14 protein-coding genes are annotated in these 16,734 nt (G+C 69.6%); 4 read left to right on the top strand and 10 right to left on the bottom strand.

All coding sequences use genetic code 11. The features are described 5' to 3' along the window. Nucleotides 1–2: 2 nt before the first annotated feature. The 6 genes from ABZV38_RS14970 to ABZV38_RS14945 all read right to left on the bottom strand — a co-directional run bounded on the left by ABZV38_RS14970 (nucleotide 3) and on the right by ABZV38_RS14945 (nucleotide 7,378). Entirely contained in the window at nucleotides 3–1,466 is a 1,464-nt protein-coding gene (locus tag ABZV38_RS14970) for an aldehyde dehydrogenase family protein (RefSeq protein WP_356327223.1), read from the bottom strand. Continuing rightward, nucleotides 1,463–3,202 (bottom strand): D-aminoacylase, encoded by a 1,740-nt coding sequence (locus ABZV38_RS14965; RefSeq protein ID WP_356327222.1) that lies wholly within the window; start codon nucleotides 3,200–3,202, stop codon nucleotides 1,463–1,465. The genes ABZV38_RS14970 and ABZV38_RS14965 overlap by 4 nt, the downstream gene beginning before the upstream one ends. A 155-nt stretch (nucleotides 3,203–3,357) precedes the next feature. Then, nucleotides 3,358–4,479 carry an LLM class flavin-dependent oxidoreductase gene (locus ABZV38_RS14960; protein ID WP_356327221.1) on the bottom strand — a complete coding sequence of 374 codons (1,122 nt, stop codon included), beginning with the start codon at nucleotides 4,477–4,479 and terminating at the stop codon, nucleotides 3,358–3,360. Between the two features lie 114 nt (nucleotides 4,480–4,593). Continuing rightward, nucleotides 4,594–5,379 (bottom strand): glucose 1-dehydrogenase, encoded by a 786-nt coding sequence (locus ABZV38_RS14955; protein ID WP_356327220.1) that lies wholly within the window; start codon nucleotides 5,377–5,379, stop codon nucleotides 4,594–4,596. Between the two features lie 11 nt (nucleotides 5,380–5,390). Continuing rightward, nucleotides 5,391–6,338, bottom strand: coding sequence for an LLM class F420-dependent oxidoreductase (locus tag ABZV38_RS14950; RefSeq protein ID WP_356327219.1), 948 nt, complete (start codon nucleotides 6,336–6,338; stop codon nucleotides 5,391–5,393). A gap of 437 nt (nucleotides 6,339–6,775) precedes the next feature. Then, complete coding sequence (locus tag ABZV38_RS14945; protein WP_356327218.1) at nucleotides 6,776–7,378, bottom strand: recombinase family protein; 603 nt, start codon at nucleotides 7,376–7,378, stop codon at nucleotides 6,776–6,778. Nucleotides 7,379–7,547: 169 nt separating this feature from the next. On the opposite strand from ABZV38_RS14945, the gene ABZV38_RS14940 reads away from it, so the two are divergent. Further along, nucleotides 7,548–8,384 (top strand): methyltransferase domain-containing protein, encoded by an 837-nt coding sequence (locus ABZV38_RS14940; RefSeq protein WP_356327217.1) that lies wholly within the window; start codon nucleotides 7,548–7,550, stop codon nucleotides 8,382–8,384. A gap of 11 nt (nucleotides 8,385–8,395) precedes the next feature. Continuing rightward, nucleotides 8,396–8,611, top strand: coding sequence for a peptide deformylase (locus ABZV38_RS14935; RefSeq protein ID WP_356327216.1), 216 nt, complete (start codon nucleotides 8,396–8,398; stop codon nucleotides 8,609–8,611). A gap of 57 nt (nucleotides 8,612–8,668) precedes the next feature. Here the strand turns inward: ABZV38_RS14935 and ABZV38_RS14930 are convergent, their stop codons facing one another. Next, on the bottom strand, nucleotides 8,669–11,695 hold the full coding sequence (locus ABZV38_RS14930) for a Tn3 family transposase (RefSeq protein ID WP_356327215.1): 3,027 nt from the start codon (nucleotides 11,693–11,695) through the stop codon (nucleotides 8,669–8,671). A gap of 179 nt (nucleotides 11,696–11,874) precedes the next feature. On the opposite strand from ABZV38_RS14930, the gene ABZV38_RS14925 reads away from it, so the two are divergent. Together ABZV38_RS14925 and ABZV38_RS14920 are read left to right on the top strand one after the other, a co-directional pair. Further along, entirely contained in the window at nucleotides 11,875–12,537 is a 663-nt protein-coding gene (locus ABZV38_RS14925; RefSeq protein ID WP_356327214.1) for a hypothetical protein, read from the top strand. Between the two features lie 73 nt (nucleotides 12,538–12,610). Beyond that, entirely contained in the window at nucleotides 12,611–13,048 is a 438-nt protein-coding gene (locus ABZV38_RS14920) for a VOC family protein (RefSeq protein ID WP_356327213.1), read from the top strand. A gap of 22 nt (nucleotides 13,049–13,070) precedes the next feature. Here the strand turns inward: ABZV38_RS14920 and ABZV38_RS14915 are convergent, their stop codons facing one another. The 3 genes from ABZV38_RS14915 to ABZV38_RS14905 all read right to left on the bottom strand — a co-directional run bounded on the left by ABZV38_RS14915 (nucleotide 13,071) and on the right by ABZV38_RS14905 (nucleotide 16,711). Further along, nucleotides 13,071–13,820: a class I SAM-dependent methyltransferase gene (locus ABZV38_RS14915; protein ID WP_356327211.1), complete on the bottom strand. Its 750-nt coding sequence runs from the start codon at nucleotides 13,818–13,820 to the stop codon at nucleotides 13,071–13,073. 273 nt (nucleotides 13,821–14,093) lie between these two features. Continuing rightward, nucleotides 14,094–16,016, bottom strand: coding sequence for an AMP-dependent synthetase/ligase (locus ABZV38_RS14910; protein WP_356327210.1), 1,923 nt, complete (start codon nucleotides 16,014–16,016; stop codon nucleotides 14,094–14,096). 116 nt (nucleotides 16,017–16,132) lie between these two features. Continuing rightward, nucleotides 16,133–16,711, bottom strand: a complete 579-nt coding sequence (locus tag ABZV38_RS14905) for a beta-ketoacyl synthase N-terminal-like domain-containing protein (RefSeq protein ID WP_356327209.1) — start codon at nucleotides 16,709–16,711, stop codon at nucleotides 16,133–16,135. Between the last annotated feature and the right edge of the window lie 23 nt (nucleotides 16,712–16,734).

The raw sequence follows: 16,734 nt of genomic DNA, 5'->3' as shown, positions 1-16,734 counted from the left end.
GCTCAGCCCGGCCAGACGATCGCCTGCAGTTCGCTGTACGCGTGCAGCGCGTACGAGCCGACGTCGCGCCCGACTCCGCTCCTCTTGAACCCACCGAACGGCGCCTCCATGTTCCGGCCGATCGTGTTCACCCCGACCCCGCCGGCGCGCAGCCGGCGCGCCACCCGGAAGGCCCGGGCCACGTCCCCGGACCACACGTAGTCGATCAGTCCGTAGTCGCTGTCGTTGGCGAGTGCGATGCCCTCCTCCTCGTCGTCGAAGGGGACGACCACGACGACCGGGCCGAAGATCTCCTCCCGGACGACCCGCATGTCGTTGGTGCAGTCGGCGAGGAGCGTCGGTGCGACGTAGAAGCCCCGGTCGACGTGGGAGGGCCGCTCGCCGCCCGTGACGACCCGCGCGCCCTCCTTCCGGCCCAGATCGACGTAGGCCTCGATGCGGTCGCGGTGGGCCGCGGAGATGACCGGCCCGACGACCGTGCCCGGCGCCGCCGGGTCGCCGACCGTCAGACGGCCCGCATATGCGACGAGCTTCTCGACCAGCGCGTCATGGCTGCCGCGCTGGACGAGGACGCGCGTCGGAGCCGTACAGATCTGGCCGCTGTAGAAGGAGAACGTCGTGCCGATGCCCGCCACCGCCGCGTCCAGGTCGGCGTCGTCGAGGACGACCGCGGCGCCCTTGCCGCCCAGCTCCATCAGCTGGCGCTTCATCCCTCGCCCGCACACCTCGGCGATACGCCGTCCGACGGCCGTGGAACCGGTGAAGCTGACCATGTCGACGTCCGGAGAGTCGACGGCCGCCTCACCGGCATCGGGGCCCGATCCCGTGACGACGTTGACGACGCCCGCCGGCACGCCCGCCTCGGCAAGGGCCTCAGCCATCCGGTAGACGGAGAGCGGGTCCTGCGGGGCGGGCTTCACGACGACCGTGTTGCCCATGGCGAGCGCGGGGGCGACCTTGCCGGCCGGATTGGCCCACGGGTTGTTGTATGAGGTGATGCAGGTGACGACGCCGACCGGCTGGCGTACGGCGATCGCGCCGAAGACACCGGCCCGGCCCATCGGACCGGCCTCGTTGATCTGCGGCGCGATCGCCTCCTCGACCGGCTCCAGGGCGCCCCTCGCGTACCGCCGGAAGCGGGCCGCTCCGACGGCGACCTGCATCGACCGGGCCGTTCCCGTCGTCGCGCCGCTCTCCGCCCGGGCGAGTGCGGCGTTGGCGGCGAAGTCACGGTGCATCAGGTCGGCGGCGCGGTCGAGGATCGCGGCGCGCTCCTCGGGGCGGGTCCGCGACCAGGCGGGGAAGGCGTCGCGGGCCGCGGCGGCCGCCGCGTACACCTGCGTGCGGCTCGCCTCGGGTGCGAGACCGACGGCCTGCTCCGTGGCCGGGTTGATCACCTCGTAGTGGCCGTGGTCGGGTTCGGTCCACTCGCCACCGATGAAGAGGCGCTGGGGGGTGGTGGTCATTGTGTGCTCACCGTCCGGGTGTCGCGGCCGGAGCGCAGCACCGTACCGGGGACCGCGCCGGTCACCTTGTCGTCGCGCAGCGTCTCGACGCCGTTGACGCGGACCGACACGATGCCGATGGCTTTGGAGTCGAGGCGTGGGCTGTCGCCGGGCAGATCGTGTACGAGGGTGGCGGGCCCGGCGTCGATGCGCTCGGGGTCGAAGAGGACGAGGTCGGCGTGGAAACCTTCCTGGATCCTGCCCCGGTCGCGCAGCCCGAAGAGCTGGGCGGGGTCGTCGGTGAGCATCTTGACGGCCTGTTCGAGGGGGACGAGTTTCCGGCCGCGCAGGCAGTCGCCGAGGAAGCGGGTGGTGTACGGGGCTCCGCACATCCGGTCCAGATGGGCGCCCGCGTCGGAGCCGCCGAGCATGACGTCCTCGTGCTGCCAGGTCCGCTGCCGCAGCGCCCAGGAGTCCGGGTCGTTGTCGGTGGGCATGGGCCACAGCACCGTTCGGAGTTCGTCGGCGACGCAGATCTCGACGAGGCAGTGGAACGGGTCCTGCCCGCGCTCGGCGGCGATGTCGCGCACGACGCGCCCGCTGAGGCCCTCGTTCGCCGCGCTGTACGTGTCGCCGATGACATACCGGCCGAAGTCGGCCAGGCGCCGGAAGACACCGGCCTCCTTGCTGTCGGCGCGGCGGAGCATCTCGGCGCGGGTGGCGGCGTCGCGGAGCCGCTCGATCCGTTCGGGGACGGGAAGGGACAGGATCTCGCCCCAGCCGGGGATGAGGTTGAGGGCGCAGAAGGTGCCGAGCGACATGTTCATGGGCGTGAGGATCGGCATGGTGAGCGCGACGATCCGGCCGCCCGCCCGGCGGGCGCGTTCGCTGGGGACGAGCTGGCGCGGTACGCGTTCGGGGACGGCGGCGTCGATGGTCAGGACGTTCCAGTTGAGGGGGCGGCCGGCGGCGGCGCTCATGTCGACGAGGAGGCCGATCTCGTCGTCGGAGAACTGGTCGAGGCAGCCCGCGACGATCGCTTCGAGCTGGGTGCCTTCGTGTTCGCCGACGGCGCGGGAGAGGGCGAGGAGTTCTTCGGGCAGCGCGTGCCGGGAGGCGACGGGCTTGCCGTCGCCGTCGGAGTGGGTGGCGGACTGGGTGGTGGACAGACCCCAGGCCCCGGCGTCCATTGCGTCGTGGAGGAGCCGCAGCATCGCGTCGAGCTGGGCGGGTCCGGGCTGTCCGCCGACGGCGTCGGCCCCCATGGCGTGGCGGCGCAGGGCGCAGTGGCCGACCATGAACCCGGCGTTGACGGCGATCCGCCCCTCGAGCGCGTCGAGGTATTCGCGGAAGGTGGACCAGGACCAGTCGACGCCCTCCTCCAGTGCCTTGAGGGCCATGCCTTCGACCTTGGACATCATGCGGCGGGTGTAGTCGGCGTCGTCGGGCCGGTCGGGGTGGAGCGGGGCGAGGGTGAACCCGCAGTTGCCACCGGCGACGGTGGTGACACCGTGGTTCATGGACGGGGTGGCGTACGGGTCCCAGAAGAGCTGGGCGTCGTAGTGGGTGTGGGGGTCGACGAAGCCGGGGGCGAGCACGAGTCCGGTGGCGTCCTCCGAGGTCACGGCCTCCTCGGTGAAGGTGCCGGGCTCGTCGACGACGGCGATGCGGCCGTCGCGGATCCCGAGGTCGGCGGCGTACGAGGGAGCACCGGTGCCGTCCACGACGGTCGCTCCGCGGATGAGGTGGTCGAACATGTCGGGTTCCCTTCTGTTCTGTACGGGGATGCAGCCGGGGTGCGTACGACCGCGGTACGCACCCCGGCTCGCGGAGCGACGGTCCGGGAAGACGCCGCTCCAGCTCAAGCCCCTCCGGCGATTGAGGAGCGGGGATCCGGGGGCAGCGCCCCCGCCTACGCCGCCGTGCGGAACCGCGTGGTCCGGTGCACCGGATCCGTGTCGATCTCCGGAATCACATGCTCCCCGATCAGCCGGATCGAGTTCATCGTGTCCTCACGGCTGATCCCGATCGGCAGCCCGAAGCTCAACTGATCCGCCCCCGCCTGCTCCCACCGCCTGCACTGCCGCAGCACCTCGTCCGGGTCACCGCAGATCATCAGCTCCTCGGCGATCAGCAGCTCGATGATCTCCTCGCTGTACTCCGGCAGCAGCTCCGGCCATTCCGGAATGCCTTCGGGCCTCGGGAATGTGTCGTGGTAGCGGAACAGCAGTGACTGCAGGTAGTTGAGCCCGCCGCCGACCGCGATCTCCACGGCCTTGGCGTGCGTCTCGGCGCATATGGCCGTCGACGTCACCATGACGTTGTCGTTGACGAAGTCACCGACCGGCTCCGCGTCCTTGACGGCCGTCTTGTACGAGTCGACGACCCACTCCATGTCGGAGACCTTCTGCACGCTGAACCCCAGCACGCCGAGCCCCTTCTTGGCGGCCATGGCGTACGAGGACGGCGATCCGGCCGCGTACCACATCGCCGGGTGCGACTTCCCGTACGGCTTCGGAAGGATCTTGCGGGGCGGCAGCGACCAGTGCTTGCCCTGGAAGCCGACGTACTCGTCCTGGAGCCACATCTTGGGGAACTCGGCGATGGTCTCTTCCCAGAGTTCCTTGGTGTGGTTCATGTCGGTGATGCCCGGCATGAATCCGAGGATCTCGTGGCTGCCGGCCCCGCGCCCTGAGCCGAACTCGAATCTCCCCTCCGAGAGATGGTCGAGCATGGCTACCTTCTCGGCCACCTTCACGGGGTGGTTGACGGGGGCGAGGGGGTTGAAGATCCCGGAGCCGAGGTGGATCCGTTCGGTGGCGTGCGCCAGGTACCCCAGGTACACGTCGTTGGCCGAGAGATGCGAGTACTCCTCCAGGAAGTGGTGTTCGGAGGCCCAGGCGTACTTGAAGCCGGACTTGTCCGCCTGGATGACGTACTCGGTCTCCTCGATCAGCGCCTTGTGCTCCGCCTCGGGGTCGACCTCGGCGCGCGCGGCGGGTACGTACCCCTGTACAAACAGCCCGAATTCCAAGGGGGTTCACCGTCCTCAATCATTTCTGACACACCGTCAGATTGTGATGCGACCGACTGTTCCACCGACGGTCCGACCCGTCAATAGCTGACGTTCCGTCAGCTATTGACGCCCTCAGAAAAGGCTGACACCCGCCAGCCACCCGCCGTCGATGACGAACGGCTGCCCGGTGATGTACGAGGAGTCGTCCGAGGTCAGGAAGAGCGCCAGGGCCGCCACCTCCTCCGGCTTCCCGATCCGCCCGAGCGGCACGAGCTTCTTGTAGAGCCCGGCCACCGCCGCCCTGGACTCCTCCGGGTCCGCGGCCGGGTCCAGCGCGGCCGGGTTGGTCATCGCGGTGTCCACGGCCCCGGGGCAGACGGCATTGACGCGTATCCCCTTCGCCGCGAGCTCGACCGCCGCGACCCTGGTCAGCCCCAGCACGGCATGCTTGGTCGCCGCGTACGCCCCCACGAAGGCCATCCCCGTGAGTCCGGTGTACGAGGCGGTGTTGACGATGGTCCCGCCGCCCGCGGCCTCGATCTCCGGCGCGACGTTCTTGATCCCCAGGAAGGCGCCGACCTGGTTGACCTGCACGACCTGCTGAAACTCCTCCAGAGGTGTGGACACCAGCTCGTTGAACCGCAGGATCCCCGCGTTGTTGACCAGCCCGTCGATCCTCCCGAAGGCGCCCTTGGCGACGGCCACAGCGCTCTGCCACTCCTCCTCCCGGCTCACATCGAGATGCACGAACCGGGCGGCCCCCTCCCCCAGCTCCTTCGCCAGGGCCTCCCCCTGGTCGTCGAGCACATCGGCGATCACCACCCGCGCGCCCTCGGCGACGAAGAGCCGCGCCTCCTGTTCGCCCTGCCCGCGTGCGGCGCCGCTGATGAGGACGGTGCGCCCATCCAGCTTGCCCATGTCCGTACTCCTTACTGCTGGTCGAGGTAGGGAGCGACATCAGCGGCGAACGCCGACATCTGATCGGTCAGTTCGCTACGGCTCCGGCTGCGGAACCGCACCTGGATCTGGTGCACGCCCATCGCCCCGTACGCGTGCAGCGACTCGGCGATGACTTCCGGCTTCCCGCTGAGCGTGCGCCGCCCCACGGCCCATGCCGGCTCCCCCACGTACAGCGGCTCGGTGATGGCACCGACGACCAGCGGCTGCTCGATTCCGGCCTCCGCCCGCAACGCCCGCACCCTGGCGATCTGCCGCGGCAGCCGGTCCCGGGGATCCCCCTGCGGCAGCCATCCGTCACCGCGCAGCGCGGCCCGGCGCACGGCGGCGGGCGAGGACCCGCCCACCCAGACGGGCACCCGCTCCTGCGCGGGCCGCGGCCGCTGCCCGAGTCCGCTGAACGAGAACCGTTCCCCGGCGAACTCCGGGTACTCCTCCGGCCCGAGCGCGGCCTTCAGCGCGTCGATGGTCTCGTCGAGCACGCCGCCGCGCCCGTCGAAGTCCGCCCCGAGCGCCTCGAACTCCTCCCGCACGTGCCCGGCCCCGACCCCGAGGATCAGCCGGCCGCCGGACAGGTGGTCGAGGGTGGCGTACTGCTTGGCGGTGGCGAGCGGGTGGCGCAGCCCGACGACGGCGACATGGCTCATCAGCAGGACACGTTCGGTGATCCCCGCAAGAAAGGCGAGGGTGGCCACCGGGTCGTACCAGACGGTGCTCATGACCTCGGCGAGCCGCCGCGGAATCGCGACATGGTCGCAGCTCGCCAGGTAGGCGAAGCCGGTGCGGTCGGCGGTGCGGGCGATCTCGGCGAGATCACCGGGTCCGGCCGAGGCCTCCCACGCTTCCGTATAGATGGTGCTCTGCGACTGGACCGGGAGCTGCATCCCGTACGACAGCCGCCCGGCGGGCAGTATCGGCACCGGGTCGCCTCCCTTCCTCCGTGTCCGCCCCGACCCGACCTGACGATCCGTCATTTTTCGAGGCGGGTGCCATCGTCGTACCTGACGGTGCATCAGACAAGAGGGAGGGAGAGCAGCGGATCCATCGCCCGGGGGCGGGTCAGCCATGGACGGCGGTGGAAGCCGGTACCAGCCTGGAAGACTGCTGAAAATCTCGGGTTCTGGCCCCGGCTCGGTGGAGTTGGGGCCAGTCTTGTAGGCATGCAGGGGGAATGGGCTGGGGAGATGGTCGGGCCGGATGTGTGGGAGACCTGCCGGGAGTTGATCCCGGCTGGGAGTGTGTTCGCGTTCCTGGCCGAACATCGCGAGGCTCTGTTTCCGCCGGGGATGTTCGCGGACATGTATGGCCCCGGAGTCCTAGCCCGGGCACCGGGGAACAAGTAACCCGCCGGTAGCTTTCAGGGCTTCGTGACCGCGGTCTTCTTTGGCTGGCGAGGCACGGTCCTGGTCTTGTCGAGGTGCCCGTACACCGTGGACCGCGGGACGCCGAACATGTCGGCGATCTGCTGGACGGTCTTCTCCCGCTCGTCGTGGAGCCGTTGGGCGAGTGCGGCCTGGTCCTTGGTGAGCTTCGGCCGGCGCCCGCCGACCCGGCCCCGGGCCCGCGCGGAGGCGAGCCCATCGTTCGTGTTCGCCACGATCAGCTCGCGCTGGAGCTCTGCCAGTACGGACAGCATCCCGAACATGGCCCGCCCCTCCATGGTGGCAGTGTCGATGCCCTGCTCAATGACGTGCAGGCCAATGCCGCGCTCGCGCAGCTCCGCGCCGAGGGTCACCAGGTGCAGCACGGAGCGGGAGAGCCGGTCGAGCCGGGTGACCTTCAGCGTGTCGCCCTCGCGCAGCAGCTGCATGACGAGATCGAGCTTCGGGCGGGACGCCTTCGCGCCGCTGGCGACGTCGACGTGGATGTTGTCGCGGCCGACGCCGTGGCGGAGTAGTGCGTCGATCTGATGATCGGGGTTCTGGTCGGCCGTCGATGTGCGGCAGTAGCCGATGAGCATTGTCGGAAACTACCCGAAGGGTCGTTCTCCGACGTTGATTTCCGGCGCGAGTTGCCGACACTGCCCACCTGCGGATTCGCTATCGCCAGCCGGAGTGTCGACAGACGATCGATTCTCAACACCCACCAGGTGTCGGCGCTCGCTCGAATCGGCCTGCCACACTGCGGACATGAACGGAAACTCTCCCGACGACGGGCTCGGCGTGAACCGGGCCCTTTGGGATGCCCGTGCCCGGACGCATGGCACGACTCCCAACGACATGCTCTACGACGTCGATTCGTTCCTGGCGGGCCGGCAGACGCTCTATGGGATCGAGCTGGAACTGGCCGGTGATGTGACCGGACAGGATGTGCTGCATCTGCAGTGCCACTTCGGCATGGACACACTCAACTGGGCTCGTCTGGGTGCCAGGGTCACCGGTGTCGATTTCTCGTCGACGGCGATCGTCCGGGCACGCGAGCTGGCCGAGCTCGCCGGGCTGACCGCCGATTTCGTCGAGGCGGACACGCAGAACCTACCGTCCGGCCTGGCGGGTAGGTTCGATCTGGTGATCGCCACCTACGGGGTGCTGTGCTGGATCGGGGACCTTGGCGCGTGGATGCGTGGTGCGGCGATGGCACTGCGGCCGGGTGGAAGGCTGGTGCTGGTCGACCTGCATCCCGCCTACCAGACCCTGGCCACCTACGAGCCGCTCGTGGCCGACTGGCCCTACGGCGGAGGAGAGCCCCAGCGTGAGGTCGTAACGGACACATATGCGGACCCGGACCTGCCGATGACCGCACAGGAGGTGGTCCAGTACCCGCACTCGGTGGGCGAGATCGTGACAGCGGCCGCTGGATCGGGATTGATCGTCGACCGGCTCGTCGAGCACACCGAGGCCGAATTCCCCGGACGTCGCATCCTGCCTCAAGGACCCGACGGCACTTGTCGGTTCCCGTTCGGTGACACCTACCTCCCGATCCTCTACTCGCTCCGAGCGAGATCATCCCGAGCGGCCACTGCGTAGCCTTCCGCAGCGTGGTGCCCCGCCCGCGCTGGCTGGAGGTCGAGCACACGGGCTTGGACGGCGTCCGCACCGTCACCGTGTTCACCGACGCCATGGCCCGCCTGGTCTGCCACGAGGTCGACCACCTGTATGGGGCTCTCTACACCGCCCGTATGAGCGAGGGCATCCAGCCGATCAGCGTCACCGAGTACAAGGGCACCGGCACCACCTGGACCTACCTCTCCTAACCTGCGGCCTTCCGCATCGGAACCGTCAGTGGCGATAACACGCGCCCCGACGGCTCGCTAACGCCACTGACGGTTCGGTTGCTGCTCAAGCCCCGCGCCCGCCGGAGCTCGGGTGCGGGGCACGCCGGCGGACAGCCCGAGCTCGAGGCGCTTGTCCATGTCGAGGCGGAAGGTGCCGTACGGGTTGACGTTGGACCAGAACAGCGCGGTCAAGCCGCGCCGGTCCTCGTCGGTGAGCTTCTTCGCCCACGCCGGCTCGGCAAGGACCTGCTGCAGCAGCAGGGTGTTGACGTGCACGAGCGCGGACTGGAGCAGGTGCAGGGCGAGCATCGAGGTCTCGGCGTGTTCCTTGTCCGGGCCGGTCAGGGCGCCGTCCTTGCCGTAGTGGAGCACGGTGTTGGCGCTGTTCCAGTTCTCCACGACCTGGAGCCCGCCGTGGATCTCGCGACGCAGGCCGGGGCTGGCGAGGTAGTCGCAGGCGAAGACTGTACGTACGGCGCGGCCGAGTTCTTCGAGCGCGGCGTAGGTGGGGTGCTTGGGGCCGCCGCGGGTGAAGCGCCGCAGCACCTGCTCGGCCTCCGCCGTCCCGAGCCGAAGCGCAGTCGCGTACTTCACCATCTGGTCGTACTGCTGCTCGATCAGCTCCCAGCGGATCGGCCGCGTCAGCGAGGCGCCGAGCGCCGGCCAGCCGGGCGGGGTGTCGTCCGGGCGGTACAGGCGGATGCTGCCGATGTTCTTCAAGCGGGGCAGAAGCCGGAAGTTGAGCAGCTCGGTGAACGCGAAGCCGGCCACGGACGCCCCGTGCGTGTCGACGTAGTTCGCTTCGATCTCGGCGTCCGTGCAGTGCCGCAGCAGTCCCTCGATCATCGCCGCGACCTCGGACGACGAACAGGACTTGAGCTGGGAGTAGATGCAGACGTTCTTCCGCTCGACGTGCCAGTAGATCATCGCGCCGTTGCCGCCGTAGCGGGCGTGGTACTCGGTCATGAAGTTGCTGGACCAGGAGCCGAACTTCTTCGAGTCCGACGCGCACGCCGTACCGCGGCCCCACCACGCGGTATCGCGGGCGGCGAAGGTGCCGTTCACCAACTTCGTGACGGCGGCCCGGAGGTTGTCGACGGTGATGAAGTGCCGGCGCACATGCCGCAGTGCCGCCTCGCTCTCGCCGTGCTCGCCGGTCGCCACGATCGCGCGGATCCCCATGTTCGTGCCCAGCGCGAACAGCGCGAGCAGGAGCCGGCGCTGGAGCACGTCCCGGTCGATGCGCTCGTAGGCGGCCACGGAGGAGAACTCGTCGATGAAGCCGGTCATGAACTCGGCGTTCTTCAGCACATCCAGCAGGTCCAGGACACCCCAGCGCCGTACGACCTCGTCCTTCAACGCCTGCAGGCCGGTCGGCTCGGCCAGGGGCTCCAGCTTCGGCACGGTGATCCACGGCTCGCCTCGACGGGTGGTGACCTTCGCCCCGCCCGCGCTGCCGTCCGCGAGCGCGGCGGTGAGCCCGTCCAGGCCCGCGGTCATCCGCTTCTTCAGATCCGCGATGAACGTGCGCGGGTTCAGCGGCTGGCGGATCGCGGCGTAGTGCACGGCGCGGGTGGCCTCGAAATCACCGGGCAGGTCATCCTCCGGATTCCGCCACCGGGCCGCGCCCTCGACGTAGATCTCCCGGCGGCGCACCGCATCCCGCAGCGCCACCAGCACACACAGCTCGTACGGGATGCGCTCGACCCTGCCCTTGTCGTCGACGACCGCCTCACGCCAGTCCTTGCGTACCACGCCGTACATCGGCGCCTCGTCCTCGGCGCTGTCGTAGAAGCGGGTCTTGCCGTCGACATCGGCGTACTTCTTCAGCAGCTTCATTGCGTCCATCACCGGCTGGTAGGCGGTGTTGTTGCACTTGAAGCCCAGCGTGTTCAGCAGCGGCGGCAGCATCTGCCGGTAGTAGGAGCTGTACGAAGAGCGCAGGGTAGTGCGGACCTTCGCCTTGAAGACCTTCTCGTTCGCCTTCGCCTCGGCCACCAGCTCACGCAGCGTCCTCTCCCCGACCACCGGAAACAGGGCCCGGCGTACGACCTCGTCGGGCTTGTCGACAGCGGCCGTCGCCAGCTTGAAGAGGATGCCCTCCTTGCCGCGGACCTTCTTCAACTCGGCGGTGAGCTGCTTCTCCACCCGCCGCTCCGCATGAGCGTTGATCTTGTGAACCAGGGCGACCAGCAGGTCGACCAGGGCATCGGTGATCTCCGCCTGACGTGACGAGCACAGCGCCGCGAGCAGAGTGATCCGTACGTCCTCCGCCGTGTCGCGGAAGTCCGAGGGGTACATCTTGATCGCCCGCGCCCGCCACGCGGCCACCAGCTTCTCCGAGCAGTCCGCGAACAACCCCTTCGGGAGCCCGAGTTCCCGCACCGACGTGAGCTTGATGATCTCCATCAGCAGGGCATCGAGACCGACAGCTCCCGGGTCGCGCTTGAGCGCGGCCAGCAGCGCGGTGCCCTCATCGTTCCCCTCGGCCACCAGCGCCAGCAGCCGGGCCCGGACCACCGTGCCCAGGCGCTCGATGGTCCGGGCGCAGAACGCCCGCTCCCACCTGCCCCGAGCCGCGACCAGGACCTTCTCAACGCGGGTCGGGCCCGGCGGCTCGATCTTCCGCGTACGGCACTCCACCAGCAGGGCCTCGCGCTGCCGGTCCTCCACCAGTTCAACCGGGCATACCTCCGCGGCCAGCCACGCAATCAGCGACTCCTCGTCGGCGAGCGTCGACGGACGAAACCCCAGGGCCTCACGGATCTGCTTGCGGTGCCGCTTCGCGCCCGCCAGGTCGTACTTCGTCAGCTCCGCCGCCGGCACCACCAGACCCGCGACGTACTCCACCGCGGGCTGAGGGAACTCCTCGATGAACTCCGGGAACCGGGCCTCGATCTCGAAGAACTTCAACATCAGGCAGAAGCCGAGCGTCGTCGGCCCGGTCTTGTTGGCCACGAGCTTCCAGTCGCCGTCCACCAGGGTCCAGCTCGCCAGCAACTCTTCCGGCGACCACTCCTGCCGCACACCCGCCCCTTTGCCGTCGACCTCCCGGGCATCCACTCGGACTGCCCAACGAGGCGTACCACCCCCGGGAAACGGGCCCAGAACCTACTGGCGGGTTACTTGTTCCCTGGTGTCTGGGCTAGGACTTCGGGGCCAGGCGGGGCCGACGAGGGGGTGGCAGGCAAGTGCTCGAATACCGCAGACGAAGACGGCCTCCGAACGCGTTCTACCGGCAAATGGTTATCCCGTTCGCGATCGTGGCCGTACAGGCCGCCCATCGCACACATCTGGCCGTCCAGCCCTGGCACATCACCTTTCCTTTCCTGCTTCTCCTCGCTGCGTGGTGGGTGCTCCACATGCGCCGTGGCCACACTCTCGTGGGCCCTGGCGGCATCGTCGTGCGTAAGGCCGTGTTCACACGCCGGCTGGCCTGGATCGTGGCCGTCAAAAATCTGCCGGGCCGCTCGCCAGGCAGCTTCGACTTGTACGGCTATGTGCGCACCGCGAACGGGCGAGCCATCGCTCTCCCTCACGTCAACAACTGGCAGATGGACGACGTGGGCGCCCAGGTCGCGGCAATCCGCGCGGCCGGCACCCGGTACGCGGGCCTGACGTGGCACAGGCGCCCGGAGATGGAGCAGGTCGTCCGCCGGCGCGTGGGACTCGCCAAGGCCCGGAACAGATCCTTGCTCACGGCCCTGGTCGTGTGGTGCGCCATGTTCGCGCTCTGGGTTGGGCTGAGGATCGCGGACATCTCGGGTGTGCTGAGGATCGCGGACATCTGGTGGAGCACGCAGCTGCTCCTGCTGTGGGTGCCGCTCGCAGTCTCCGCCCTCGTCGCAGCGGTGCTCCACTGGCAGGGGGAGTCCCAGGTCCCCGAGAACGAAGCGGCCTGGTAGCTCCGGGGGCGCCGGGGTGTCAGAGGTGCACGATACGGTGCCCCTCATCGACCCGGACCGAGGAGGAACCACCATGTCGACCAGGTGGACCGTGACGCTCGACTGCGCGCACCCGACCAGGCTGGCGGAGTTCTGGGCCCTTGCCCTCGGTTACGTACCGAAGCCCCCGCCCGCCGGTTTCGGGAGCTGGGAGGAGTGGTTCGCCCACCACGGCATCCCGGAGGAGGAGTGGGACGACGGCGCGTACCTGTGCGATCCGGACGGGGTGGGGCCGACGCTGTCCTTCCTGAAGGTGCCGGAGCCGAAGGTGGCGAAGAACCGCGTTCACCTGGACGTACAGGCCGGCGGCGGCCGCGAGACGCCGTGGGAGGTGCGGTGGCCGCGCGTGACCGAGGCGGTCACGCGCCTGACCGCCGCCGGCGCGACCGTGGTGCGCGAGCACGAGATGGACGGCCGCCCCGATCACATGGAGATGGCCGACCCGGAGGGCAACGAGTTCTGCGTCCTCTGACCTGCAGTCGGCCCCGGCAGGGTCAACCGGGCAGAACCTGGCCGTCCCGGCGGAACAGGGCCGTCCACAGGAACGGCTCACCGAAACACGGCGACTCGGGGGGTTCGTCGTGCATGCGGCGCAGTTCGACCTCCGTGAGTTCGGAGAAGATCCGGCGCAGGGACTCCGGCGTGTAGGCAAGTCCGCCGTGCAGGCCGGAGGACTGGCGGTAGAACGCCTCGTCGGGGAGTTCGGAGCCCATCTCTCCTGACGCAAAACAGGTGAGGGCGAGATGGCCGCCGGGGGCGAGAGCGCGGTCGAGCAGCGCCAGGTAGCTGATGCGGCGGTGGGGCGGCAGGTGGTGGAAGCAGCCGGAGTCGTGGATCAGGTCGTACGGACCGCCGAGCTCGGCGTCGGTGAGGGCAAAGGCATCACCGCAGCGGAACCGGATGTCGGCCCCGGCCTCACGGGCGCGCTCCTCGGCCCAGGAGATGGCTGCCGGGGAGAGGTCGACGGCGTCCACCTGGAAACCCAGGGAGGCGAGATGAAGGGCGTTGCGGCCCGGACCGCACCCGAGGTCGAGCGCCCGGCCCGGCGTGATCAGGGATCGGTCAAGGTACGAGACCAGGTTCTCGTCCGGCTTCGCCACGAAGAACGGCACCGGCTTCGAGCGGTCGGTGTAGAAACCGTCCCACCAGCCGGCCCCGTCCGCCGTCCAGCGATCGTCCTCCGGCGCGAACAGGCCGTCCATCAGCTTCAGAACGTCGTCGACCGTGCGTATGTTCCGGTCCATCGGATCCCCTTTCACGATGGGGACACGGTAGGGCTGCACTGCACAAAAGCCCAGCTCAGGACGCATACGGAAAGGCCGCGAAGGGGTGTCCGGGCGGTCCGTCCGGGAGCGGCGAGGGCCTCCGCCCGCAACCGCCCCGCACGGTCGCCCACGCCCCTGCCGAAGGCCGCCGCGGTGGCATTCCCGGTCACGCTCACGCAGGTTTCTCAACGAATTGCCGCGACCGCTGACGCGCCGTCGGGCTGACTACCCCGTCCCGTCGGGACCGTCCGTCTACCTCCGGTACAGCGCCTCGATCTCCGCCTCGAAGTCCCGCAGGATCGCATCCCGCTTCAGTTTCAGGGACGGCGTCAGATGCCCGCCCTCCTCCGTGAAGTCCACCGGCAGCACGACGAATTTGCGGATCGACTCGGCGCGCGAGACCAGGCGGTTGGCCTCGTCGACCGCGCGCTGGAGCGCACCGCGCAGCTCCTCGTCCGCCACCAGGTCCCGGATCGGCACGTCCTGCTTCTTGCGCATCTGCCGCCAGTGCAGGAGCCCGTCCGGCTCCAGGGTGATCAGGGCGGTGATGAACGGGCGGTTGTCGCCGGCCACCATGCACTGACTGACCAGCGGGTGGGCGCGCAGCCAGTCCTCCAGCGGCGCCGGGGCGACATTCTTGCCGCCCGTCGTCATGATGATTTCCTTCTTGCGGCCGGTGATGGTGAGGTAGCCGTCCTCGTCGAGGGCGCCCAGGTCGCCGGTGGCGAACCAGCCGCCGTCCAGTGCGGGGACGGGCGCGCCGCGTTCGGTGTCCCAGTAGCCGCGGAACACCTGGCCACCGCTGAGCAGCACCTCGCCGTCGTCCGCGATCCGCACGGCGGTGCCCGGCAGCGGCCAGCCGACCGTGCCGAGGCGCGGTTTGAGCGGTGGGGTGACGGTGGCGGCGGCGGTGGTCTCCGTCAGCCCGTACCCCTCGAAGATCTCGATGCCCGCGCCCGCGTAGAAGGACGCGAGCCGGCGGCCCAGCGGAGAGCCGCCGCAGATCGCGTACCGGACGTGTCCGCCGAGGGCCGCCCGGATGCGGCGGTAGACCAGCGGGTCGTACAGAGCCCGGGCGGCCCGCAGGCCCCAGCCCGGTCCGGGGCCGGTGCCGTGTTCGGCGGCCTCGACGGCCTGCCCGTACCGCTGGGCGATTCTCGCGGCGCGATCGAACGACGAGGCGCGGCCCATCTTCTCGGCGGTGGCCCGGCCGGTGTTGTAGACCTTCTCCAGTACGTACGGGATGGCCAGCAGGAACGAGGGCCGGAAACCCGCCAGGTCGGCGAGGAGGTCCTCGGTCCGGATGGACGGGGCGTGGCCGAGCCGGACCCGGGCGCGCAGACAGCCGATCGCGACCATCCGCCCGAAGACGTGCGACAGCGGCAGGAAGAGGAGCGTCGAGGCCGGTTCCTTGCTGACCGATGTGAAGACGGGGTGGAGGAGTTCGATGGCGTTGTCGACCTCGGCGAAGAAGTTGCCGTGGGTCAGGACGCAGCCCTTGGGGCGTCCGGTGGTGCCCGAGGTGTAGATGAGGGTGGCGGGTGTCTCCGGTTCCAGGCCGGCCCGGCGGGCGGCGACCGCGTCGTCGGGGACGTCCCTGCCGAGCGCCTTCAGCCGGCCGAGCGCGCCGGTGTCGAACTGCCACAGATGGGCGAGATCGCCGAGCTGCTTGCGTTCCTGGCTGATCAGCCGGCCTTCGTCCGCCGTCTCCACGGCGCATGCGACGGCGCCCGAGTCCTGGAGGATCCAGCGGGCCTGGAAGGCGGAGGACGTGGGGTAGAGGGGGACGGTGACGAGTCCGGCGGCCCAGCCCGCGAAGTCGAGCAGCGTCCATTCGTACGTGGTACGGGACATGATCGCGATCCGGTCACCGGCCCGCAGGCCCTCCGCGATCAGGCCCTTGGCGACGGCGAGCACCTCACCGGCGAACTCTTCGGCCGTCACGTCCTGCCAGCTGCCGTCCGGCTGCTTGCGACTGAGGACGGCGTCGCCCGGGGCCTCGCGGGCGTTGTCGAAGGGAATCTCGGCGAGCGATCCGCGCCGGACGGGCGGCGCGAGCGGCGGTACGGAGACCTGCCGCACCGTTCCGTCCGCCGCCCTGACCTTCGTCGGCTCGACCAGGGCGGGTACGGCGGGCGGCGCGGCAGGTGCGGTGGCAAAGGCTGGCGTGGACACGAGCGGCTCCTCAACAGGGGGGAAGGGCGGTTCGGCCGGCCCGTCCGGGGGGCCGTTTCGTCCTCGGCCGCCGGTCGGGCTTGAAGATGTCCTCGATCGCTGAAAGGGCTCAAAAATCAGGGGCGTTCCAGGATCGCCGTGACTCCCTGGCCGCCCGCTGCGCAGATCGAGATCAGTCCGCGGCCCGGACCTTCCCGCTCGGCAAGCAGTTCGGCGAGGGTGGCGACGATCCGCGCTCCGGCCGCGGCGAACGGAGCCCGCCGGGCTGCCGGCAGCGGTCTGCGCAACTGGTCGTTGACGCCGAGGGGCGCGTCGCTCGTGGTGTCCGTGCCGCCCGCGATCGCTGAGTCGAGCGCGCCGAGCATGATCTTGTCGGCGGCGGCGATGACGGCCTGGAGGCCGGTGCCGCAGGCCTGCTGGATGTCATACGCGGGGGTGCGCGGGTCGAGCGCCGAGCCGAGGACGGTCTCGCGGGCCAGGTTGAAGTCCCGGCTGTGCTTGAGGACGGCGCCCGCGACGAACTCACCGACCTGCTGCCCCTGGAGCCCGAACCGCTCGACCAGACCGTTCAGTGCGGCGGTGAGCATTTCCTGGTTGGAGGAGTGTGCGTAGGGGCCGTCGGAGCGCGCGAACGGGATAAGGCTGCCGCCGATCACCGCGACCCGGCGCGGCTGTGGGCGAGCAAGGGGGATCATCTCGACCAACTCATCTCGACCTG

The organism is Streptomyces sp. NPDC005181 (assembly GCF_040608395.1).
In the GTDB taxonomy this organism is placed as follows: Bacteria; Actinomycetota; Actinomycetes; order Streptomycetales; family Streptomycetaceae; genus Streptomyces.
Note: the sequence above shows the minus strand (reverse complement) of the source record. Positions and strands in the feature narration are given on the sequence as shown.